Raw genomic sequence first — 22,456 nt, forward strand, 5'->3', positions numbered from 1 at the left:
CGCCGGCCACCGACCAATACCCGAACTCGCTGTTCACCTGGGCCTCCACGAGGAGGAACCTCCAGCCACCGCCGGTACCGACCTCGTCTGGCTCGGCCGGATCGACGAGGACAAGGCCCCGCACATCGCTGTGCGGGCGGCACAGATCCTCGGCAGCCGGATCCGAATCGTCGCGGCCCGGTCTTCGACAAGGAATATGTGCGCCGCCATGAGGACCTCCTTGGCGCCGAACACGTGGAGTGGGTCGGGGAACTCGGCGGCACCGCCAAGACGGCCGCGATCGCCGAGGCGTCTGTCTTCGTCTATACGTACGCCCGTGCGTACGTGGAAGCCGGTGCTGCTGTCTTCGGTGAATCCCTTCGCTCCGGCACCCCAATCGCGGCTCTGACCTGGCGGGAAGGGACATGCGCCCAGGCCGCCCTGTGCAACGAGACCGGTGGGGTCGCCGTCGTCGACCCGCTGGAGGACGACGAGACGGCGGCGCAAAAGCTCGCCGACGCGATTCAGCAGGCAGAAGACCTCGACCACCGCCGGGTCCAGGCCATCGGGATGCAGCGCTTCGACCCGGAACGCCACTTCCAGACGATGGCGACGCGACCGTGCTGACCCGCGCGAACCGCGCGCTCGGGGAGGACCTGGCCCAGCAGATGCCGGTCGTACTGCGTGCTGCGTTAGGCCCCCACTGGGAGTTCACGGCCGACGGCCGCCGCATCCAGATCCTCCACCCGAACCGCGGTACCCCCTACAGGCCACCGCGCAGACCGCCCTCGTGGCGGGAACTGCTCGACTCCCTGGAGACTGGCTTCGCGCGAGCGGGAGCCCCACGCGATGCCTGCCTTCCCCTCCGCTGAGGGCGGGAGACCGAACTGACCATCTCCGCGGTCCAGGCACTTGACCCACTCCTCAAAGATGGCCAACTCCGCACGTACCGAAGCGGGTTCCTTCCCCAGTCAGTCGTCCGCTTCACAGGCCAGCGCGACGCTACCGGCCACCTGAAGGACGGCTTCCTGACCTCCTTCGTCAACGTGTCCCGGGTCCAACCCATAGGCAGCCTGGACGAGTACGGCGTAATTCTCGATGGCTGGCTGACAGTCCGTTCCCAACTCGGCTTCCACGCACGACACCTGAGCGTCATCGGTGACCCGACCTCGTGGCGCCGGCGTCAGGTGGAGGGGATCACGCTGCGCTTCCGCCATCTGGACCGTACCCTTGGCGACATCGTCCTCCTGTGGAACACCGAACACCCAGGCCGGATGGCCGTAGACCTCGGCAGCGGACTGGAACGCCTGGCATGGGCTCGCACCCAGGAGCGCTGGCACCAACTGATCTATGGCAGCTTCGCCGGGACTGCGCCGCCGGCCACACTGGATGCCATCCGCACGGCCACGCTCCTCCTCGGACACGGGATCATCCCAGTTGCCCGAGGAGTTGGAGGAATCACCCGGCGTGTCATAGGCACCATCGACCGAGATGCCGCACGCCTTGGCGTCGGGGCCCTGGTCCGAGACATGCACGCCTACTTGGTCGCTCGTTGGTGCGCTGCGCGCACCGTGGCCTGAGATCGCCCGTGCCATCGAGGAAGAGATGCGCCTGTAGGTCCAGATCCCACCTCGCGGTCTGATAATGAATCGAACGGAGACCAGCAGCCGACGCCACTCACGGAGGCTTCGGTCCAGCAGACGCTCACCGAAGTCGTGAGCGAGATCAGGGCACTTGAAGGTGCCGATTTTGTACCTCAGAGTGGACCGCAAGTCGCCCGTATCGAGGCCTGAGACGCGGCGCTGGCCCACCGGTAGGGGTCGGCGCCGTTTCTCATGATCTTGGAAGCCGTACCGACATGTTTCCAGGGGTGCATATCTGGCAGATCGGCAGATCGCCACAAACGGGGCGTCAGGCGACCATGTCGAGGTCCTGGTGATACATCGAACGCGAGGCTTGACCACTAAATCTCGATCGCCGCGTTCGGGTCTGCCCAGACAGAGCGAAGTTCCATGATGTCACTGAGCGGCGAGTTTTTGGCGACTTCGACGATCCCGGTGACGCAGGCCTGAATGGTTACGGGGTCGCGATCCCCGATGGCTTTGTCCAGCCTGGCGAAGAACCCTCGGTGGAGTTCGCGACGCTCCTCGAAAACGCGGTCCAGATAGTCCCGCAAACCCGTGCTCGCGGCGTGTACTCTGGCCACCTCCCTGTCGCGGTCTGCAGCGATTCGGGCACGCTCGGTGATGTTGGTGTCGATACCTTTGGCGACTTCGATGATTGCCAATAGGGATTGAGTAGCGTTCGCTTGTGTGACGGTGCCGCGGGCCGATTCGAGGGCACCTGTGGCCATATGAACGTCAACCATTTGCCTGCTCCGGGTTGTAGTTACGGTACTTGACCACCAGGTACTCACCGTTCGGGTCAAGCGTCAGATCCGGATTCACCACAGTCGCAGTGGCGATGTCGCCCACGCCCTTCGCGACCAGGAGCGCCGTTTGGAGCCGGTGGGCATGGTTGTCGTTGTCGAGGTTAAACCCGCCAGGCTCGCGCTCTGTCGCTTCCAGGTGGCGAAGGGCCTCGCCAGCCTGAGAAACCAGTCCTGCGAGCACGTCTCGCAACTCATCCACTCGTCTGTCCACGCCGCGAAGAAGCGTGTTGCGATGTTTGTAAGTGGCGATTGCCTTCTTGACGTCCACGTCGTACTTCGCGACGGCCTTGTCGGCGTCGGACTTTGACTTGATCATCAATCCGACGGTCAGCGCAGCCGCTGGGATCGCAGTGATGACGTTGAGCCTGAGCACACCTGCAGCAATGCCACCACCGCCAGCGGCCTTGGCCCCGCCTCCGATGGCCGCGAGGATGGCATTTCTTGCAGCCGCTCCGCTCAGCGTATTGATCGCGGCACCTGTGGACGCGGTAGCGAACTTGGCCACGGCCACGTAGGCCGCGCCACTCAGCCAATTGCCAGCAACGGCCGAGCCGACACCAGCCAATGCGCTCGGGACGGCGCCGGGCCCTGAGATGTCTGGGGATGCGTCGATCTTGCGATTCGTGGGTGCGTCGCCGCCGTCGACGATTTCGCGCGCAAGTATACGTAACTGTCGCTCGTTGCGTTCTGCAAAGGCCTTCATTCGAGGCAACACGTCGTCGAGCGCGGCTTGTTGCTTGTGACCGAGACTCTCCAGCTCCGCGGTGGTGGAGTTCGCGACCTGGCAATGCTTCTCGTACTCGACGTCGTGGTGCCCGTGCCGGTCTGTAATCTGTTTCTTTGCATGATCCGCGATGATCTTGTTGCCGGCCAGATTGACGACCGTCGTGCCGACGCCGACTGCTACCAGGATCACGGGAAACGGCATCGTGAGCCTCTGGTTCTTCGATAGGTTGACGGCAACAGCGGCACTCTCTCACATGCGAACCGCCACCGCAGTCGAACGCCTACGGTGATCGTAACGTGATTCCGTACGCGGGCAGCGGCTCGGCACAGACAGGACAGCAGCGGACGTCGGGACTCTCGCGGTGGGGAATCCCGGCGCCCGTCGTCGTTTCTAGCGGGTGTGGGGTGCGTGGTTGTACGAGTTCGGCGTCGCGGCTGCGTTCTGGTACCACATGGCGGCGGCGACGTTCGGCGAGGGTGGCACCGGTTATGGCAGTGCCGCAGTCAATGATCTTGGAAGTCGTGCCAGTCATGTACCCAGGGCCGCCTATCTGGAATATCGCCACAAATCAGACGTTAGGCGATTATATGTCGAGGCCCTGGCAATCGGGGCAGCGCTCCGTGTCCGCGTATCAGGAGGTGTAGCGGAGGGCGGCGATGGCGTCGTGACTGTGGATACTTTCCAGGTTCCTTGCCTTGATGATGTGAGGGAGACCCTTTCTTCTACAAACAAGGCTTATGTCACGGATGATGTCTTCGACGAAGACGGGGTGGTCGTAGGCCTGCATGGTGACCACACGTTCATCAGGCCGCTTGATGAGGGGAATCACGGGGGCAGAACCGGCGGAGCGCAGCAGGTGGACCATCTCGTGGACGGGGAGGGGGTAAGGGGTGTCGGCATTGCCGGTGACATGGAGAGTGATCTCGCTGCGCTGATTGTGTGCGCCGTAGTCGGAGATGGCCTTGGAGCACGGGCACAGACTGGTGACATGGGTGGTCACCGCGGTGGTGACGGTGCAGCCGTCAGTGTCTATGCGGCCGGTGATGGTGACGTCGTGGGTCTGCCAGGACTCCTGCTGGCTGGCGGGAGCGGTGACGGGTGTGGCAAGGGGCAGAGTGAGGGTGAGCGTCAGGGCCGGGGCGTCCAGCAGGGCGAGGCCTCGCTTGAGAGCAAGGGGCAACTCCTGCGGGGTGAGGATGGCAACCTCCTCGTGCACGAGCGCGATCATGCGGCTCATGTGGGTGCCGCGCCGATCGGCTTGCAGGGCGACGGTGACACTGATGTCGGCAATGCCTTGCTGGCGGGTGTGGCCGTCATCGAAGGTGAGGGGGTAGCGCAGGCCGCTGATGCCCACCTCGTCAATCGCGATGCCGCGACCATCGGGCTCGTTTTGGATGTCGTGCATGCCTTATTCGCCTCGGTAAGTGCAGCCGGAGGTGCAGGTCTCGCGCACGGTGATCGCGGACAGGTGGGGCAGTTCAGTGATCATCCGGTCCCAGATCCAGCGAGCCAGGTTCTCGCTGGTGGGATTCTCAAGTCCCTCGATGTCATTGAGGTAGTAGTGGTCCAACTGCGCATCGATGGGCCGAAAGGCTCGCTTGATGTCACCGAAGTCCATCACCCAGCCCAGTTCCCTATCCACAGGCGCTTCGACGTGCACGGAAACCTTGTAGGAGTGGCCGTGCAGGCGTGCGCACTTGTGACCATCAGGCACCCGCGGTAGGCGGTGGGCTGCTTCAAAGGCGAACTCGCGAAAGATTTCCATTACTCAATTCCCAGATACTTGTGCGTCTGGAGAGAAAGTGTCCAGCGCGGGTTCTTCATGCAGTATTCGACGGCGGCGCGGGTGTGGTCCTCGCGATGGGCGTCATCCAACGGTTGCAGTCTGAAGAAGCGGAAGTCGAGATCCTCGAACTGCGCCGGGTCGCCGCCGGTTTGGGGGTAGACCAGTTTCAGTTCGTCGCCGTGGGTGAGGACCAATGTGGAGCCGATCTTCGGGCTGACGCAAAGCCAGTCGATGCCGTGGGGAGCGGGCCGGGTGCCGTTCGTCTCCACCGCGATCTCAAAGCCGCGGCCGTGGATGGCGTCGATGGCGTCCACGTCCAACTGCAGCAAGGGTTCTCCTCCGGTGCACACGACAAACCGGTGGGCGCGATCGTCAGTGGGCCAGGCGGCCTCCACCGCGTCGGCCAGGTCGCTGGCGGTGCGGAAGCGGCCGCCCCCGTCGCCGTCGGTGCCGACGAAGTCGGTGTCGCAGAACTGGCAGATGGCACGGGAGCGATCTTTCTCCCGGCCCGTCCACAGGTTGCAGCGGGAGAAGCGGCAAAAGACGGCCGGCCGCCCAGCATGGCCGCCTTCCCCCTGTAGCGTGTAGAAAATTTCCTTGATCAGGTAGGTCATGCTCAGGCGCTCTGGTACCGGACGGGATCCTTCATGCCGGCCTCAGCGAAGCCCTTCAGCCGCAGCAGGCAAGTGTCGCACTTGCCGCAGGCCCGACCCTGCTCGTCGGGGTCGTAGCAGGAGGAGGTCAGGGAGTAGTCGACGCCCAGACGCAAGCCCTCGCGGACGATGTCGGCCTTGGACAGCGCGATCAGAGGGGAGTGCAGCGTGATCTTGGAGGTTCCCTCGACGCCCGCGCGGGTGGCCAGGTTGGCCATGGTGGCAAACGCCTCCATGTACTCGGGCCGGCAGTCGGGGTAGCCACTGTAGTCCACGGCCGTTACCCCGGTGAAGATGTCACTGGCGCCGACGGTCTCCGCGAACGCCAGCGCGAACGACAAAAAGATCGTGTTGCGAGCGGGTACATAGGTGATCGGCACCCCTGCATCCTCCACGTCCGCGAGCGTCTCGTGCTTCGGCACCTCGATATCAGCCGTCAGGGCGGAGCCACCGAAGACCCGCAGATCGATGTCGGCGATGACATGCCGGGCCACGCCCTGCGCCGCCGCGACCCGCTGCGCGGCCTCCAACTCGATGCTGTGCCGCTGGCCGTAGCGGAAGCTGAGCGCATAGGGAGTGAAGCCCTGGTCCTTGGCGATGGCCAGCACGGTGGTCGAGTCCAGGCCACCGCTCAGCAATACGATCGCAGGACTGTTCATGCCGTCACTCCCTTGTCTGAAGTCCAGTTGCCTCAGTTGAGACAGGTGCAGCCTACCCCGCTAACTACCGGCTACAGTAACCACAACAGCAAACGAGTTACGGAAGTCAGAGGTCGAGCCGCAGTGAACGAGTTGCCCATCGTGGTCACGTGCACGGACCGGAAGGCCTCACCGCCTGCGGCGGACCTGCACGCCCGCGCGCTGCCGGCAGAGGAGGTGCCGCAGCGCGCCGCGGAATGGGCACGCCGCCTGCGCACCGCGCCGGATCAGCAACCGTTGGAAGGGCTGTATCAGGGAGATCAGTGGAGGCGCGCCCTGGCGCTCACCACCACCGCCTCCCAAGCGGGATTCGCGCCCCGCCTGTACGTGGCCTCGGCCGGTCTGGGCCTGCGGCCAGTCTCTAGCCTCGCGCCCTCGTATGCCGCAACTTTCATGCGACGACACGCAGATTCCGTGGTTTCCTCCACCGCCCAGGCATCCCACTGGTGGGATCATCTGCAGCGCATGGAGGGCAGTTGCGGCCTGCCCCAGATCGCGACGGCCGCGGGACGGGCGCTTGTCGTGTTGTCGGAGACCTACGCACAGGCCATGCACCACGAGCTGCTCGCGCTCGGCGCTACCGGCGCCGACGTGGTGCTGATCGGAGGCGCCTGCGATCTAGACGGGGTGCTGCGCGTGCCGGCCAATGCCGCCCTGCGTCACGCCCTGGGTGGCACCCTCACCAGCTTGAACGTCCGCACGGCGGCCATCTGGCTGGAGCACTGTTCATCGGGCCGCCTCATCACTCGTGAAGCGCAGGCGCGTTGGGATGCCTGGACCCTGCAGGCGGCTCGGCCCGAACGCTACGCCCGTACCCCCGTGTCGGACGAGACGGTGATCTCTTTCATTCAAGAGATGAAAAACCTCCACCCCGACTCGTCTCGTACTCGTCTGCTGCGTCTGTTCAGAGACAAGGGGATGGCCTGCGAACAGAAGCGTTTCGCGGACCTGTACACCGCAACGATTGGCCGCTGATGACTTCCACTGTGCTTAAGCGCCGGGCCCTGCGGATCGAGCAGCACCCCACGATCCCGCTGTATGTCTTCACCTTGGCCGCCGAGGAGGTCTATCAGGTCGCCGACGTCGCACGGATCTCCCGGGATGAGGCCGGCAAGCTCATCGGCTATCAGCGTCCCGAGAAGAAGCAGCACGTGAAGCAGATCCTGGAATACCTCGACAGTGACGAGGTCCTCTTCCCTAACGGTCTGATCCTGGCGCTGCCCTCCACGGTGCGCTTCAAGTCCAGCCCCGGCCCCAGCAGTAGCGACGGCCTGTGCACGTCGGGGACGCTGGAAATCCCCCTGCCCGATTCACCTGATGCTCCCCGGCCAGCCTGGATCGTCGACGGCCAGCAGCGCAGCCTGGCGCTGGCCCGCACCCGCAACACCCGTCTCGCCGTCACGATTGCCGGCTTTGTCGCCGAAGACTTGGAAACCCAACGCGACCAGTTCCTGCGCGTGAACACGGTCTCCCCCCTCCCCACCAACCTGGTCACGGAACTCCTCCCAGAGGTCGGCACGGCCCTGCCCACCAAACTGTCCGCCCGCAAACTCCCCTCCGTCCTCGTCGAAGCCCTCAATCACGACAAGGACTCACCATTTCGCGGACTGGTGCGCCGTCCCTCCACCACCGCCGAACAAAAAGCGGACACCGTCGTCACAGACAACAGCCTCACCACAGCTATCCAGGAATCCCTGAACTCCCCGTCGGGAGCCTTCTTCCCCTACAAGAACCTGTCCAACGGCACGGTGGACACCGCAACGATCCGCCAGATCCTCGTCGTCTACTGGACTGCTGTGCGTGACACCTTCCCCGAAGCGTGGGGACTGCCCGCCACCCAGAGTCGGCTGATGCACGGGGTGGGCATCCGCTCGATGGGACGCTTGATGGACCGGGTGATGATGGCCATCGATCCTGCCTCCCCTCGCGCCGTTGAGCAGGCACGGGTCGAACTCGCCCTGATCGCCCCGCACTGCCACTGGACCAAGGGGCGTTGGCCCGATCTGAACATTCCCTGGAACGAACTCCAAAACAATCCCCGCCACATCAGTACTCTGTCGAACTACCTCCTCCGTATCTATGTGCAGGAAAAGGCAAAAGCCGCGTGAAATTCTATTTCCCTGACAGTCAGGACCTGGTGAGCCCTACCTACGACTTCATCAACGACGAGTACTCGCCTTACCGAGTACGCCAGCGTGATGACGTCTACGCCCACCAGGCCGTGACACCGATCCCCTACGACGGGATCCTCGTCAGTAAAGCGGTGGTCGACGGATCCATGAAAGGTGCGGGAAAATATTCTGCCCCGCAGAGAGAACGCTTCTACCGCCTGGGCGTGAAAAACTTCTTCCGCTTGCCCGAGACCTGCTCCACTATCGGCGACTGCGGCGCCTTCAACTACATCGATGAAGAGCACCCGCCCTACGAGGTCGACGAAGTCCTCGACTTCTACGGCCGCTGCGGATTCGACGCAGGCATCAGCATCGACCACATCATCTTCGGCTACATCCCGGAAGAATCCGACGCGGAACCCGAAGCCGCATGGACTAACCGCCAGCAGATCTCCCTCCAGCTCGCCGAAGACTTCATCACCACCGCCCGCACCTCAGGCGCACGCTTCGAACCGGTTGGTGCAGCACAGGGATGGGGCCCACACAGTTACGCACACAGCGTCCAAGAGTTGCAGAAAATGGGCTACCGGCGCATCGCCCTGGGCGGTATGGTCCCCCTCAAATCCCACGAAATCCTCGCGTGCCTGCGCGTCATCGACACCGTCCGCGCTCCCGGTACCGAACTGCACCTGCTCGGCATCAACCGAGTCGACAGCATGGAACAGTTCGCCCGCCACGGCGTGACCAGTTTCGACAGCACCTCAGCCTTCCGCCAGGCCTTCATGGACGACCGCAACAACTACCACACCGCCACCGACTCCTACACCGCCATCAGAGTCCCCCAGGTCGACGGCAACCCCGCACTCAAACGCCTCATCTTGTCCGGCAGCGTCTCCCAGGCAGAAGCAATTATTGCCGAGCGGGCCTGCCTGCGCGCCCTGCGAGAATTCGACCGCGAAGAAACACCCCTTGAGGACGTACTGACCGCCCTCGAAGCCTACGAATCCCTCGTCCTCGGGCCAAAAAAGAAAAGCTACCTCGAATACTACGAACGCACCCTGAGTGACGCACCCTGGCGCAACTGCCCCTGCGCCCTATGCGACAAACATGGTATTGAGATTGCGATATTCCGGGGAAGCGAGCGCAACAAGCGACGCGGATTCCACAATCTGACCGTGCTCGAGGCCAAAATGCGCTCCCTAACCTTCGGGTAAAACGCACCACCCTCTTTTTATTTTAATCATGTCAGGAGATGCGATGGCCGACCGATACGAACTCCGGCTCCCGGCGCTCGAAGTACGCCAGGGCGATAGAAAAATTTACTGCTTTGCCGTCGATGGAAAGAGACTCCATAGCTTCGCCGCCGTCTCCCGCGTCCGCCGGGACGACAGCAGCAACCTCCAGGGCTATCAGCGCCCCGAAGTCCTCAGCCACATCCGGGGCATCCGCCGCTACATTGAGTCCGACAATGCCATGCTCCCCAACGCTCTTGTCCTAGCCTTCGACGATTCCGTCAGGTTCGAGACCGCAGCACACCGCGATGGCGTCGGCTATTCCGTCCCCGGCGAGTTGGTCATCCCTGTCGATGAATCGCAGTCCGATGAGGACAAGCCCGCCCTGATCGTGGACGGCCAGCAACGCAGCGCCGCCATCCGCGACGCCGCCCTGGCCGAATTTCCCGTCGCCGCGGTTGGATTCATCGCCGACAACCACGAAGACCAGCGCTCGCAGTTCATTCTGGTCAACTCCACCAAGCCGCTGCCCAAGGGGCTCATCCACGAGTTGCTGCCGGAAACCAGCGGTCACCTCCCGCCGGCCTACGCCCGGAAGCGCCTGCCGGCGCAGTTGATGACCCGCCTCAACACCGACGGCCAGGGCCCGTTCTACGGCCGGGTGGCCAGCCCCACCTCACCCAACGGCAACATCAAGGACACCAGCCTGCTGCGCATGTTGGAGCACAGCCTCTTCGAAGGCGCTCTCTACCAATACCGCAACCCCGAAGACGGCTCTGGCGACGTCGAGCGCATGGTGCTGCACCTGCGCTCCTACTGGACCATCGTGAAGGACACCTACAGCGACGCCTGGAAACTCCCGCCCCGCCAATCCCGGCTCACTCATGGTGTCGGCATCCAGGCCATGGGCTTCGTCATGGATAGCCTCACCGACGGCATGGCGGCCGAAGACGTCGACTGCGCCGAAGTGCGCAATGCCGTCCTGGGATTGATGCCGATCACCGCTTGGACCTCCGGGATGTGGCGTTTCCCCGACGGCGAGCAGCGCCGCTGGAACGGCCTGCAAAACACCCCCAGCGACATCCGCCTGCTAACCGACCTGCTGGTACGCAGCGTCCGCGGATGACGGGTGGTTCACCGTGTCCGACGGGACACGGTGAACACTAAAGGCTTGCGGGGCCGAGGGCCTATCGGGGCCGTCGTCCGCCTAGGGCTGCAGCAAGAGGGGCCGAACGGGCACGATGCTGCAACTCATCGACGATGGCGCGTACCACCGAGACCGAACCGGCCCCCCTGGGATACACCACCGCTAGGGCGTGCTGGCCGATGAAGTTTGTGGCGGCATGAGTGGCACACTGTGTGATCAACACGCTGAAGTCAGCATGGCGCGCCACCTCCCGCAGCCGACTGGAGCCCACCTTGTCCGCCGACACCGAGACCTTCACCTGAGGATATTGCTGCGCCATCCACTGCTGCACCCGGTCCAGCACTCCCGCATCCATGCCGTACACCAGCACGTGAGTTGGCGGGATGTCGACGGTATCCTCGCCGCTGTCCGACTGCTGCCAGAGGGGCCAGTCAAGGTCCAACTCCAACTCGTGCGTCAAGGAACGCGCCGAGGCCAGGCTGGCTTCATCTAGGCGCTGGGCATGTCGATACAGCGGCGTCAGCAATTCGAGTGCTGCCTGTGCCCGCATCTGGCTGTCGGGAGTGGCGAAGGCTGCCAATCGGTCGACGAAGTCCAGTGCCTGGCTGGCCGTCTCCGAGGCGACCCACTCCTGCACCCGCATGGTCAGATGCTCGAGGAATTCGTCGTAGTCGTTTGCGGACGGAGAGGTCCGCAGGAACAACTCGAGCAGCAGATCCAGCACGGCCAGGTTCGCCGGATCGCGTCGCTGGCCGATACTGCTCGCGGTGATCTGCGCCAATGTCAACGGCAGAGAAAGCCCGCTGCGGGATACCTCTTGCAAGAACGGCGACAGCGCATATCGCCACACGTTCTCGTAGCTGGCGTCTCCCATGCCCGATAGCAACTCGGCCAAGGCCGCGTCCACATCGGTATCCGCGGCCAAAGGCACTTCGGCTGCGCCGTCCGCCTCCAAGTCCTGGCAGACGCGCACGGCAGCCTTGTCGCCGCTGGCCACAGCGGTGAGCAACTCTTCCCAGGTGGCTGGCCGCCAGGCCCCGCCAGCGTCGGATGCTGCATCAACTGCCCTTTCGGCGGCGGTGCTTGCATCCGCCACCTCCGAGGGCGCGACCTTGACGCGGTAGCGGTCCAATGCCGCCGGTATCGCCGCCGAGCGCTGCACCCCGTCCAAGGCCGCGATGGCACCAGCCAACTCCGTTTCCTGCCCGCGCGCCAGCAAACCGATCAACAGCGCAGCGGCCGCGGCATCGCTGAAGTGCACCGGGTTCTCTTCGGCCAGCAGCGCCATCGGTACCCGTGGCTGCGCCAGCGCGACGAAGGCCTGCTCCAAACAATCCTCGGCCAACGCGGGCTCGATGCAGGTGGCGTAAATGGCGCTGAGCACCATGTCCTTCACTGCCCGCGGAGGATCTTGCAGGAGCACCTCGCGCAGCCCCGGCAGTGCGAGCAGTTGACGAGCCTGACCTGTGACCGCCAGTCGCTTGATCTGCAGATGCTTGAGGTTAGCCACCGACAGTCCGCCCTGGCGGCTTATCTGATCCAGGAGGTCAGCGGCCACCTGCGAGGCACCGCCGACCAGGGCAGCCTCAAAGTCCGTCAGCAGCTGACTCAACGACTTGGGCGTCGACCACGCCCGCTGGGGGCTGTGTTCCACCATGCCCAGCAGCCGTATCAGCGCCGCGTGCAACTCCTTGCGCTTCTCGCGCGGTGCACGCAACTTGAACGTGCTGGACGGTCCGAAACGGGCTGCGATGGCTGACTCGATTACATCCTCGTCATCTAGCAGGAGGGGAACGTCGTAGCCTACTTTCACCAGGGACGGGCCGGCAAAGGCGACCAATAGATCACGCACCACTCCCGCCTCGTTCGGCCGGCGAGCGATCACGTAATACGCGGACTCATCCCTCTCCTCCCATAGGCGAGGCAGCACCACGGGTGCGCGCTTGGCTTGCAGGGCATTGTCACGAAACGGCGCGCACCACTCGGGATGCTTTCCGGCAGCGTTGTGCCGCGGGTCGAGAAACAAATCAACGAAGGTCTCCAGCGCTTCGGCCTGGCCTGGCTGGGGCTTGTCAGTGCCTGTCACGCCTGCTCCCACTCATGCTGAAACTCCACCAGGGCCTGCGCTGCACTGCGCTCGTCCAGGGAGTACGTGATCTGCTCCTTGTTGCGGGCCAGGCCGTTGCGGGTGAAGTTCATCGAACCCTGGAAGATCCATCCCGGACCCACCAAGCACTTTTCGTGCACGGCATCGTCTTCCACGACCCGTAGGTCACACGTGAGGTCTGCACCCGACCTCAACCGTTGCACGAACACCTCATTCGCAGTGGCAGCCCGGGTTACCACCCGTACCCTCGTGCCGGCCCGCGCCAGCAGCAACAGCAGATCCGACAACCGGCAGCGCTCAGGCGGGTCCTCTCCGAGTAGGTAGTCGAAGGAGCCGTCGCCGTTATCTACCAACGCCACATCGCTGATCCACGCGGACACCAGCCACACTTCACCTCCGCCTGCAGCCAGTTGCGCCAACAGTGCGGTGCGGATCAGCGAGTCCGCGCGCAAGGCACTGCGCGCATTGGTGCGCAGCGTCCGGCTCGGCATGCTCACTGCTCTGACTCCTTGATGACAGCCCGCACCAGAACCTGCTGATGATCTCGGCTTACTTGCACTACCTCACCGAACAGGCGCATCACTTCACGGTCCACGATAATGAGCGGCACCTGCAGCAGCACGCTTCGCAGCAACCCCGGCTGATTGAGCGGCAGCACCAACTCCACTTCCCTTTCGTGGGCCAGCACTTTCTGATACTGCGTGGTCCAGTTTTCAGTCGTGGCGTCAATGCGCGGAATATCATGCGCATGAACAATCGCTACCAGCAGCCGATCCAGCACTGCGGGCTGCTCACTGTCCCGATAGGGCTGATACGACTCCAGGTGATGGTTGCGAGCTTGATCCCCACGCGGCCACAACATGCTGAAGGCCTGGTCCGATGTCAGCGGTCGCGGCAGCAGCAATTCGCCGGCGCCGGCTGTATAAGCCACCACTCGGGCGTCCACCTCGATGCCGAGAGTCTCCTCCAGAGCGTCCCACGCTTGAATCAGCGCCCACGCGGCCGTGTCCGTCGTTCGGTCCGACCCTGGACGCAGTAGCCGCGTTGCTAACGCCGCGATATCAGCATGCCTGGGAGCGCCATCCAGCGCCGCCCACGCCGCGCGGACCTGCCCCAACGCGGTGGTGGCTTGGCCGGCCGACGCAGCTTCTCGCACCTGCGCCATCGCCCGAGCCAAGTCCCCCGCTGGCTCGTCCTCGACGACGTGTCGCAGCAGATCGGTCATCCGTCGATCGGTGTACTCGTATACGTTGGGCCGCAACGCAGCCGCCACCAGCATCCAAAAGCGGGCGGGATCTTCGCTGTAGCGGTAGGCCACCGCCTCGACAATGCCCAGGCCACCTTCCGAGGTCTCACTGATCCAGAGGGTGTCGACGCCTTCGCCGCCGGCCACCACGTCGATGGTCAGGTCACCGTCCTGAGCATCGGGGCAGGAACGCAACACCGCCTCGAGGATCGCCGCGGCCAACGTATCGCGGTAGGCCCGGCGAGCCAGAGCGGCGGTGGCCGATTCGACGTCGACGCCAAAGAGCAGCGTGCCCGCCTCATCGAGGGCCTGCACCACATCGTTTTGCTGGCTGAGCGCCACCAAGTCGTCCGTCACTCTGTCTGCTATCCCCGCCTGCGCCGTACCGGTGACCGGGTCTTGCCGATACAGCATCTGGATCACTTGCGGGACGTCCTGGCGCCACGCCCCGCCCGCCAAGGCGGCATGGATCGTCTCCGGCGTGTCGTCCCGCAGGCCCCGCACGGCGAATGCGGCCAGGTAGACCAACGCCAACCAGCCTCGCTGGAAGACATTGGCATGCGCCGCGATACGCGCATCCTCGGCGACTACGCGCGTGAACGCCTTCGTACGCCATTGCCGAGAGCGAAGGTGTTTCACCACGCGCGGCGCGGTGACCTCCAAGGCAGCGACCTGTACCTGCAGAGCATCAACCGAGGAGGCAAACCCCATGGCGGCGGCTTCGCCGTCCAACGTGTAGCGCACCGACACCTGCTCCCGCGCTACCGGTGTGCCCCGTGCGATGTCGCACGCGGCGCCGTAGGTCATGCGGCGCACCTCAATCGGGTTTCCCGCCGCGTGAGTGGCAAAGCCCACCTGCGTGATCCGGCCCTGCCAGGCAGCCAGATCCGGTACAGCGGCTTCGGTGGGGCCGCCCGACCAGTTGGGTACGAACTCACTCGCCCACAGAGGACGTCCCTGGGAATGGCTGGCCACATCATCGGGCGGTGCGACCAGGCTGATCACCTGAGGCCGCGTGACCAGTACTCGCCCCACATCCACGCGACCGCTGTCCCAACGGCCTTGGGGAAAATCACGCTCGACGATGGCTTTGAGGTCAATCGTGACGTCCGTCGCGCCGGCCGGCACAGCCAGCCAGGTGCGGTGACGGTCGCTTTGATAGCCGTAGCGCCGACTGACGCGCCCGGGGACCGCTTCTGCCAGCGCCCTGCCCACGGGGAGACGCTCCTCGCTGCCAGTGACGAAGGGGAGGGTGAACTCCACCTCCGGCAGATTTAGCGGATCGAACAGCGAGCGGGTGATGAACTCAGGCAAAAGCGCAGATGGGGCCGCCCCGGCATCATTGTGCACGGCGTCACGGCCCACTTGAAGGCGCCGCAGGATCGTCGGTGCCACGGCCAGCATCAGCGACCGCGGTTGTTCCCACAGTAGAGCCAGCACACCGTCGTCGTTCAAGGCCAAAGACCTCTGCAGATGCACGGTCAACTCGGCCAGCAACCCGTCGTCACCGTCCAGCAAGGCCGCAAGATCGGCGCAGATGTGCCGACGCGCACGGACGTATTTCTCACCCACATCCGGATCGGCTGGCCCGGTCAGAAGGTGACGTGCATCCACCCCGAGGCGACGCTGACGCAAGCGGATGCCCAGCCAGTCCACGAGCGCCTGGGCGCCTTGGATTTTGATGATGTGGCGGTTACCCATGGGCAAGGATCGCGCGGCGATTTCCGGTGAGAACAGCGCGTCGTAGCCCTGATATGCCAACCGGTCTCGGCCGAAATCGGACAGGGTGACCACCGTGAAGGGTCGGGTGCCGCGTTCACGCCCGGCTCGGCCACGCCGCTGTAGGAAGGAGGCAGCATCGTGCGGGGCCTTGTGCTGCAGCACCAGCCCGACGCGGGGATCGTTAAAGCCCACCTCGAGCGATGCGGTCGCCACGACCAGGTTAGCGTCCGCATCCACCCCGGCGTCCTGTGAGGAGGTCCGCCCGATCAGCAGCGGCCGTTGCGAGAGATCTTCGCTGAGGTGATGCCCGATGCGCTCGGGCAGGTTCCAGGACTGGCCAGCCTCGTAGCGGGCATCTTGTGCCGGCAGATCCGGGCTGCGCAGCGCCGCTAGCACCGGTTTGCCGCGCTTGCGTCGCCCCTGACGGCCTACCTGGCCGCCTTCCGCGTCCCGCAGGTCGTCGTACAACCGGTTGGTGACGTCCAGGTCGTCCGTGAACAAGAAGCCCCGACTGCCGAAGAGTGACTGCTGCAGTGGGACGGCGTGGTCGAGGAGGCGCCCGTGCAGCATGGCCGTCTGGATCGCCACCGACAGCAAACTCACCCCTGAGACCGGGTCGCCCCGCAGCGCTAGCGCATACTCGCGCCCCTCGCTGTCCATGTCCGCCGGATGCGGTTCAATCAAGGTGACCTTGTCTGTCTCCAGCCCGGTCAACTGTGCCATGAACTGGTCTGCCTGTCGCAGCGTTGCGCTCAAGCCCACGAACGTCACCGGGGTGCGTCGGGCGTGGCGCCAGCGCCGCAGCAACAAGCCGGTCTGCGCTCCCGTCGAACCGGTATGCGTGTGCACCTCATCCAGCAGGACCACCCGTGGCCCTGCCCCCGGAACCCAGCCCAGCACACGACCCAAGGCCGAGCCGGCGCTGGCCCGGTTGAGCATCTCCGTGGTGGTGAAGAGCAGTTTGGGAGCGTCATTGCACAGCGACTGCCGAGTCAGTGCCACCATCCCGGCGGGCAAAGGCCGCCGACACTGCGCACACTGCAGCAATTCTCGCTGCTGCGCGATGTCGCGACGCGACCACACCAACTGGCCGCCCTCGCAGGAGGGGCATCCCAGATAGGGGCAGACGAATCCGTCTCCCAGCACAGGCCAGGCCGTCCCCGTGCGCCGGGGATCGGGCTCGGTAAGGTTGGCTCCCTCCCAGGGGGTGCTGGCATACAGCACACCGATGCGAGGCGCGGGAAGGCCTCGCTCTAACAGTCGAAGGTTTCCTGCTACGGCGTCCCGCAATTGGTCGCGTAGCAGTTCTACTCGCGGGTACAGCGCCAGCGTGTGGACGGTCTTGGCACGCTGGTCGTGGGCCAGGGCAGCGAAGTCGGGCAGGTAGAACGCCAGCGTCTTACCACTGCCGGTTCCGGCGCTGACCACGATGCCGCGGGAGTCAGTGGCCTGCAGGCCCTGCAGGACCGCTTTGGTGGCCTCGACTTGGAAGCGGGACAGTTCATAGGTGCCGATCTGGCTGCGCGCCACTTCGGTGTGCAGGTCGGTCCACCCGGGCACCTGTGCCAATTCGGTGATTGCCTCGGCGGCGGGAATGTTCCGCGTGGGGTAGCGGCGTTCGGTCACGTGCAGGCGATAGTCCGCGACCAGGCGCCGGCCCTGCTCCCACCACCGGTCGGGCAGTGGCCCCCCGGGCTGATAGCCGCGGGGGGCGAAGGATTGTCGCAACGTTGCGGTCAACCGCACGCCTTCGGCCAGGCGTGTGCGGTAGCGCTCGGGGCCGCCCGGCAGGCGCAACAATAGATGGCGCTGCACCAGGGCCGCGAGCAGTCCATCGCCCCCTAGCTCGGCGGCTGCGGGATCGGGGTCGGCAGCGGCCAGTTCCCACAACTCACGCACTACCTCGTCGCGAGCCAGCGCTCCCTCTGTCACCCCCCAGGACAGCAACGGCAACTCAAGGTCTTCCAGCGCCGTCAGCGCACGTCCGAGCAGGGCGCGACTGGGAACCGTCTGCGAAGCCACCACCGAGCGTCAGTCCACCTTTCGAGTGACAGAGATCCAAACATCTTGATCGTATTCGCGGAGCAACTCGATGTCACCCAAACTCAGATCACGTAGCGTCAGTCCGCCCGCATCGATCCGCTCGATCAACTGGGCGAGTTCTGGGGGAACTTCGCTAGGCGCATGCTCGACCAGGCGCTGCACGTCTGAGTAAGCGGTGCAAAAGGAGCGGATCACGATGCCATCGATGTTCCTACGTTCGGCATACCCGCGCATGTCCCGCAGCAGCGTCTCCGCCTCCCGGCGATCCGCCGGAGCCAGGGCCGCAAAGCGCGCCGACGACACAGCGCTCACCCGCGCGCGAGCCCACTCGCCCCAGACATCCCGGATCGCGGTGGCGATGTCCTTGGCGCAGGTCTCGAGCGCTTTTTGGGCCTCCGTGAACACTCGGTCGGCCGGAAGGCCGCCGCGCGACTTGGTCTCGAAACGCTCGTAGGCGCTCACCAACGCCGCCATGTCCACCGACTGCCCTGTGCGCTCCCTAAGCAGCCCGGCGATGCCCACCTGGCCGGTGGCCTTCTCCAGCGCGCTGCGGACCTCATCGATACGCCGCACCACACGCTCTTGCTGCACCGCGTCCTTTTGTGCCTCAGCGATGTGCCGCGCCTGATTCTGCAGTTCGCGCGCCTTCTCCAACACCGACGTGCTCACGCTTGATCCCCCGAAACCGCTTGGGTGATTTGCTGCCAGCTATCCATCAACGCTTCCATTTGCTGACTGGCGGTACTGGCCGCTGTCTGCCCGCGCGCCTCGGCGGCCTGCAACGCATCGCTGAGAAACGCATCTGCTGAACGCAGCAATTGATGCATGCCAGCAAGGTGCGGATCTCTCAAGGGAACGACGCCCTGAAGTGCAGCAGCCAACGCGGCAGGCCCCTCAAGCTCATCCGGGAGCTTGGCCAGGTCGCGTTCCAACACCGTCAAACTGGCCCAACCCGCGTCCTCGATCTTCTCCATGAGAGCCCGAATTGCCAAGATGTGGCTGCCGCCTTCCAGCCCCAACTCCGCTGCTACCCGTAGCGAAGCGTCCAACTGACTGAGCAGGTCTGCTGAGCGCTCGCCCCGTGGAAAACACTGGCGAATGTCGTGCAGCAGCTTCACCAACTGTGCATGCTGTGCCGGCACCAGCACTCGCCAACCCGCGAGCGGTTGCGCCGCTTCCTGCGCCCACCGGGGCAGTTCGACGCCGTCCAAGTCCCACTGCTCGGCGGCGCGACGCAGCAACGGCAACGCCCGCGCGGCGTCGATAACCTGCACGGCGCCCGTACCCTGCCCCACACCGAGCGCTCCGCGTAGCGTGTCGATCAATGCCTCACGTTTGGCCAGGTGCGTGTTCAGACTCCGCTGCCACATCTCGGTACGGGACGAGCCGTCGCTGCGCTGCCAGGACTGACCGTGATCAAAGGCGGCAGCGTGCAACTGCTCCAAGGGCAGGTAGGGATGAGCGTGGCCGGCGAGTGCCGCTCCCATCAGTGACACACGCAAACCCGATACAAGATCGTCGTCACTCAGCTGGGCTTGGGCGGTGACCCGTTGGCGCAATACGCGTGCGTAGCGGTCAGCCATGCTTGCCAACCGCACGACGTCCTGAGAGCGCACAGCCGTGAGGGTTTCAGCATTCAGCAGGATCAGGCTCTTGAAGAACTCAGAGTTGGCGGCAGTCCGCTTGAAGGTGACAGGTGAGTCATCCCCTGCGAGTGCCTGAGCGGCAGCTCCTTCGATAGAGACGGTGTTGGCGCGGTTCCCCCAGCCTGCCTGCCCAGCGTCCGATACACCGAGTGGCTTCACAGGGGGGTTGAGCCAGTCCTGACGGTAGACGGCAGCCCGTGATACCACCGAACGCACCGTCGAGGCTTCCGTTGTGGGCAGGCCATCGCCAGCGCTCCAACTCTCCACCGCGTCCAAGCGCTTCTGCAGGCTCCGCGATAGAGCCGGCTCCCCGGGCCCTTGAGGGCCGTCCACCACAGGCTTGGGCGGGGATGTTGTTCTGGTTGTCTCGGGGAGTGGTTTGGTGCGAGCGGCGTCAATCGACAGGTCAGGCAGGGAGAACGCGGTGGCGATCCCAGGCTCGATGTTGACGAGTTCGGTGGGGCTGTCGGCCCAGAATTCTAGAAGCTTTTCACGACGAGCACCTTCGGCCTGGTCGAGGTCGTCGATCTGCTCGCGCACTCGGCCAGCGAGCGGGATATCACCGGCATCGCGGTTGCTCTTGAAACGGCTGCGGAACTGTTCGTCGGGGAACGTGCCTGCTTGGATGCTGTCGTAGCCCTCAGTCAGGACGGGGATCAGGGCCCGGCTGAGAATTGTCCGTGGCACGAAGGTGTGCGGTTGCTCGGCCGGAGCGACCGCGTGGACGGTCCTGCGCAGGGCAGGCCGGTTAAACGGATACAGGCCATACCCTTCGGCGGACGTGCCGAACGCTTCGTGGCATGCGGCTCGAACCTGGCACTGGTCGCACCGGTTGGGCACCGACTTCCCGGTGTGGGCCTCCAACTCTTTGCGCCCCGCTCGGGCGGCGTTGAGGTAGCGGCCGGCGAAGGAAGCAATCGCTTCGATGCCGTCGGCCTCGTTATTTAGGACGAGGTCCAGGTTGTAGACGTGGCCGCCGGTGGACGCCTCGATTCGGGTGATTGCTGTCTCTGGCAGGTCGTGGAAGTAACCGCTGGTGATTGCCATGAGGGTGCGCATGGGGGCGAGTACGGTGCGGCCTTCGCGCTGCGATGTCTCAGTGATGGCGTCCAGCAGATCGCGTTGGACTCCCTGGATCAGAGCGAAGTCCTCGACCAGCAGAACGATTTCTTTGCCCTGTCGCGCATAGATCTCACGGACTTTCTTCATCGCGTCCAAGACGCGTCCGCCGCCGAGTGACGACGTAGCTTGGACGGACTTTTCCCAGTATTCGTTGAGCATGTCCACGGCTGCATCGCGCATCTCCGGCTTCGACAGCAGCAACCGCAGCATGACCCGGGTAGGTGCGGCCACCCCCTCCATCGCGGCCGTGACCTTCAGCGGGAGGTGATCAACACTGAAGTGGGCGGGTCGCTCGTCATCCGTATCGCGATCACTGAGCATGTGCTCCGCGAAGCGGGGGATGAACTCCCCCTCCGCCAGCATTTGATCCTGCAGAACGGGGTCCTGCAGTATCAGAGCCAACCCCTTGGGGCCGGCCAGTTGCCGCTGCCTGCCCCGCAGTTCGGCCGCCGTTGTCCCGGCCAGGGCGATCATCAGTTCATTGATGAGCCGCAGCGCCAGGGCGGAGGCGTCGGTGCTGCTGGTGGATGCCCGCACATCCGCGCGGACCTGGGCGACGTCCTCGTCGTCGACACCGTCCAGCAGCGACTCGATTACATGCCGCAGGCTGGTCTTGGACTTCTCAAGGTAGATCACCTTGCGCTTATCCGAGGCCGGGAGCTTCTCCCGCACCCAGCGCACCAGATGGGACTTGCCGGAACCAGACTCGCCGACGACCGGCATCAGCACGGTCCCCGTTGCGGTCTTGCGCCCTAGAAAATCCTTCAGGACGTCCTTTTCGCTGACCATCCGGCCTGTGTTGGTGAACGACCTGCCATCAATCTCAGCACGCTGGATCTGTAGATGCGTGTGGGTGGCAAGGAACACCGCGGAAGAGGCCACCACCGCCTCGGTCTGGATCGTCGAGATGACCCGCTCGATGTCCCAGCAGACGTAGTCGCGCAGGTCAGGCATCGTCGCCCTCCAGCAGGGTGATAGATGAACAAATCCGTGCGGAAGACCGTTCCGGGTCATACAGGTTGATGACCAGGGAGGCGTCCGAGTCCTGTCCCAGCAGCAGCCACCCCTCGTGCTCCCCACGCATCAGGGCAAAGGAGAGGGCAGCACCGACCGTCTTCGCCGCATCAAGGGGGTAGCCCAGGGAGGTGGCCAGTGACCCGCCGGCCACCACCGGCAAGTGCCGGCGCAGCAGGTGCAGAACGCTCATGGCGTCGGTGGAGCGGCCGCGCTTGAGTCCATCGGTGAGCACCTGATGCACGGCACGTGTGCAGTCCGCCACCTGCCGGTTGGCGGCGTGCGACGCAGGCGCGATCAGTCCCAGGGCCGTGCCCCAGGCGGCAAACGAGGGCCACCGAGTGTCGTTGGCCAGCACCAACTCGCCATCCGGGGCGGAGCGGTTGTGTAGTTGATCGACGGTGGCCCAGTTGAACGACTCATGGAACGGGTCCCTCGTCAGAATCCAGGCAAGGGCGCGGCGCATGTCCTCCGGCGGATCCGGCACCTCGCCCTCCACGGCCAAGATCGCCGCACGAGCGATTCGTTGGAATGCGGCGTAGTCGTCGGCGGTGATCTCTTCCAGCCCGCCCGCCAGCGACCAGGCACCGTCCTGCGATACGGCCGCCAGCCCAAGATCCCTCAGTGTGCTCAGCGCATGATGCACAGGCCCGGAGTTCCTCGCCTCTTCTCCAGGCTCCAAATATACGGTGATCGTTTTTTTGGGCAGGGGCTTTCGCTCCGCAGCGAGGAAACGCACCACCGCCCAGACAACGGCCGGGGAGGGTGTGGGTGTGTTCAGCAACTGCATGG

The 22,456-nt window shown here is 64.6% G+C and carries 18 protein-coding genes; 5 read left to right on the plus strand and 13 right to left on the minus strand.

All coding sequences use genetic code 11. The features are described 5' to 3' along the window. Positions 1–198 precede the first annotated feature (198 nt). Complete coding sequence (locus tag ACQEWB_RS36470; RefSeq protein ID WP_432838730.1) at positions 199–606, plus strand: hypothetical protein; 408 nt, start codon at positions 199–201, stop codon at positions 604–606. A gap of 344 nt (positions 607–950) precedes the next feature. Here ACQEWB_RS36470 and ACQEWB_RS36475 read toward each other — a convergent pair whose 3' ends face one another. The 7 genes from ACQEWB_RS36475 to queC form a co-directional block, all read right to left on the minus strand. Next, entirely contained in the window at positions 951–1,514 is a 564-nt protein-coding gene (locus ACQEWB_RS36475) for a hypothetical protein (protein WP_432838732.1), read from the minus strand. A 428-nt stretch (positions 1,515–1,942) separates the two neighbouring features. After that, the gene (locus ACQEWB_RS36480; protein ID WP_432838734.1) at positions 1,943–2,347 is read right to left on the minus strand and encodes a hypothetical protein; all 405 of its coding nucleotides are present in this window, start codon (positions 2,345–2,347) and stop codon (positions 1,943–1,945) included. Further along, a complete protein-coding gene (locus ACQEWB_RS36485; RefSeq protein WP_432838736.1) occupies positions 2,340–3,326 on the minus strand; it encodes a hypothetical protein in 987 nt (328 codons plus the stop codon). Before ACQEWB_RS36485 ends, ACQEWB_RS36480 begins: the two co-directional genes overlap by 8 nt. A 442-nt stretch (positions 3,327–3,768) precedes the next feature. Next, on the minus strand, positions 3,769–4,542 hold the full coding sequence (locus tag ACQEWB_RS36490) for a GTP cyclohydrolase, FolE2/MptA family (protein WP_432838738.1): 774 nt from the start codon (positions 4,540–4,542) through the stop codon (positions 3,769–3,771). A gap of 3 nt (positions 4,543–4,545) precedes the next feature. After that, the gene (queD, locus tag ACQEWB_RS36495) at positions 4,546–4,902 is read right to left on the minus strand and encodes a 6-carboxytetrahydropterin synthase QueD (protein WP_432838740.1); all 357 of its coding nucleotides are present in this window, start codon (positions 4,900–4,902) and stop codon (positions 4,546–4,548) included. Beyond that, positions 4,902–5,537 (minus strand): 7-carboxy-7-deazaguanine synthase, encoded by a 636-nt coding sequence (gene queE, locus ACQEWB_RS36500; RefSeq protein WP_432838742.1) that lies wholly within the window; start codon positions 5,535–5,537, stop codon positions 4,902–4,904. The genes queD and queE overlap by 1 nt, the downstream gene beginning before the upstream one ends. Before the next feature lie 2 nt (positions 5,538–5,539). Next, the gene (queC, locus tag ACQEWB_RS36505; RefSeq protein ID WP_432838744.1) at positions 5,540–6,235 is read right to left on the minus strand and encodes a 7-cyano-7-deazaguanine synthase QueC; all 696 of its coding nucleotides are present in this window, start codon (positions 6,233–6,235) and stop codon (positions 5,540–5,542) included. Positions 6,236–6,358: 123 nt separating this feature from the next. On the opposite strand from queC, the gene ACQEWB_RS36510 reads away from it, so the two are divergent. The 4 genes from ACQEWB_RS36510 to dbpB (ACQEWB_RS36525) are packed head-to-tail and all read left to right on the plus strand — an operon-like array spanning position 6,359 to position 10,743. Then, entirely contained in the window at positions 6,359–7,249 is an 891-nt protein-coding gene (locus tag ACQEWB_RS36510) for a hypothetical protein (RefSeq protein WP_432838747.1), read from the plus strand. Further along, positions 7,249–8,382, plus strand: coding sequence for a DGQHR domain-containing protein DpdB (gene dbpB / locus ACQEWB_RS36515; protein ID WP_432838749.1), 1,134 nt, complete (start codon positions 7,249–7,251; stop codon positions 8,380–8,382). Before ACQEWB_RS36510 ends, dbpB (ACQEWB_RS36515) begins: the two co-directional genes overlap by 1 nt. Then, the gene (gene dpdA / locus ACQEWB_RS36520) at positions 8,379–9,599 is read left to right on the plus strand and encodes a tRNA-guanine transglycosylase DpdA (protein WP_432838751.1); all 1,221 of its coding nucleotides are present in this window, start codon (positions 8,379–8,381) and stop codon (positions 9,597–9,599) included. Before dbpB (ACQEWB_RS36515) ends, dpdA begins: the two co-directional genes overlap by 4 nt. A 43-nt stretch (positions 9,600–9,642) precedes the next feature. Next, positions 9,643–10,743 carry a DGQHR domain-containing protein DpdB gene (gene dbpB, locus ACQEWB_RS36525; RefSeq protein WP_432838753.1) on the plus strand — a complete coding sequence of 367 codons (1,101 nt, stop codon included), beginning with the start codon at positions 9,643–9,645 and terminating at the stop codon, positions 10,741–10,743. Positions 10,744–10,804: 61 nt separating this feature from the next. Here the strand turns inward: dbpB (ACQEWB_RS36525) and dpdD are convergent, their stop codons facing one another. From dpdD to dpdG, 6 genes are read right to left on the minus strand one after another with little or no spacing between them, the layout of a single operon-like run. After that, on the minus strand, positions 10,805–12,850 hold the full coding sequence (dpdD, locus tag ACQEWB_RS36530; RefSeq protein WP_432838755.1) for a protein DpdD: 2,046 nt from the start codon (positions 12,848–12,850) through the stop codon (positions 10,805–10,807). Then, on the minus strand, positions 12,847–13,362 hold the full coding sequence (gene dpdK / locus ACQEWB_RS36535; protein ID WP_432844205.1) for a phospholipase D-like domain-containing protein DpdK: 516 nt from the start codon (positions 13,360–13,362) through the stop codon (positions 12,847–12,849). Before dpdK ends, dpdD begins: the two co-directional genes overlap by 4 nt. A 2-nt stretch (positions 13,363–13,364) precedes the next feature. After that, complete coding sequence (gene dpdJ / locus ACQEWB_RS36540; protein WP_432838757.1) at positions 13,365–17,864, minus strand: protein DpdJ; 4,500 nt, start codon at positions 17,862–17,864, stop codon at positions 13,365–13,367. Between the two features lie 6 nt (positions 17,865–17,870). Then, positions 17,871–18,551, minus strand: coding sequence for a hypothetical protein (locus tag ACQEWB_RS36545; protein ID WP_432838759.1), 681 nt, complete (start codon positions 18,549–18,551; stop codon positions 17,871–17,873). Further along, positions 18,548–21,604: a protein DpdH gene (gene dpdH / locus ACQEWB_RS36550; RefSeq protein ID WP_432838761.1), complete on the minus strand. Its 3,057-nt coding sequence runs from the start codon at positions 21,602–21,604 to the stop codon at positions 18,548–18,550. The genes ACQEWB_RS36545 and dpdH overlap by 4 nt, the downstream gene beginning before the upstream one ends. After that, positions 21,597–22,454: a protein DpdG gene (gene dpdG, locus ACQEWB_RS36555; protein ID WP_432838763.1), complete on the minus strand. Its 858-nt coding sequence runs from the start codon at positions 22,452–22,454 to the stop codon at positions 21,597–21,599. Before dpdG ends, dpdH begins: the two co-directional genes overlap by 8 nt. Between the last annotated feature and the right edge of the window lie 2 nt (positions 22,455–22,456).

This window comes from Streptomyces sp. CA-249302, assembly GCF_050936785.1.
Lineage (GTDB): Bacteria > Actinomycetota > Actinomycetes > Streptomycetales > Streptomycetaceae > Streptomyces.

Coding starts and splice junctions, on each gene's coding strand:
- ACQEWB_RS36480 (WP_432838734.1), bottom strand. CDS start 2,347: ATGGTTGACGTTCATATGGCCACAGGTGCCCTCGAATCGGCCCGCGGC.
- queD (WP_432838740.1), bottom strand. CDS start 4,902: ATGGAAATCTTTCGCGAGTTCGCCTTTGAAGCAGCCCACCGCCTACCG.
- queE (WP_432838742.1), bottom strand. CDS start 5,537: ATGACCTACCTGATCAAGGAAATTTTCTACACGCTACAGGGGGAAGGC.
- dpdH (WP_432838761.1), bottom strand. CDS start 21,604: ATGCCTGACCTGCGCGACTACGTCTGCTGGGACATCGAGCGGGTCATC.
- dbpB (WP_432838753.1), top strand. CDS start 9,643: ATGGCCGACCGATACGAACTCCGGCTCCCGGCGCTCGAAGTACGCCAG.
- dbpB (WP_432838749.1), top strand. CDS start 7,249: ATGACTTCCACTGTGCTTAAGCGCCGGGCCCTGCGGATCGAGCAGCAC.
- dpdG (WP_432838763.1), bottom strand. CDS start 22,454: ATGCAGTTGCTGAACACACCCACACCCTCCCCGGCCGTTGTCTGGGCG.
- ACQEWB_RS36490 (WP_432838738.1), bottom strand. CDS start 4,542: ATGCACGACATCCAAAACGAGCCCGATGGTCGCGGCATCGCGATTGAC.
- dpdK (WP_432844205.1), bottom strand. CDS start 13,362: ATGCCGAGCCGGACGCTGCGCACCAATGCGCGCAGTGCCTTGCGCGCG.
- queC (WP_432838744.1), bottom strand. CDS start 6,235: ATGAACAGTCCTGCGATCGTATTGCTGAGCGGTGGCCTGGACTCGACC.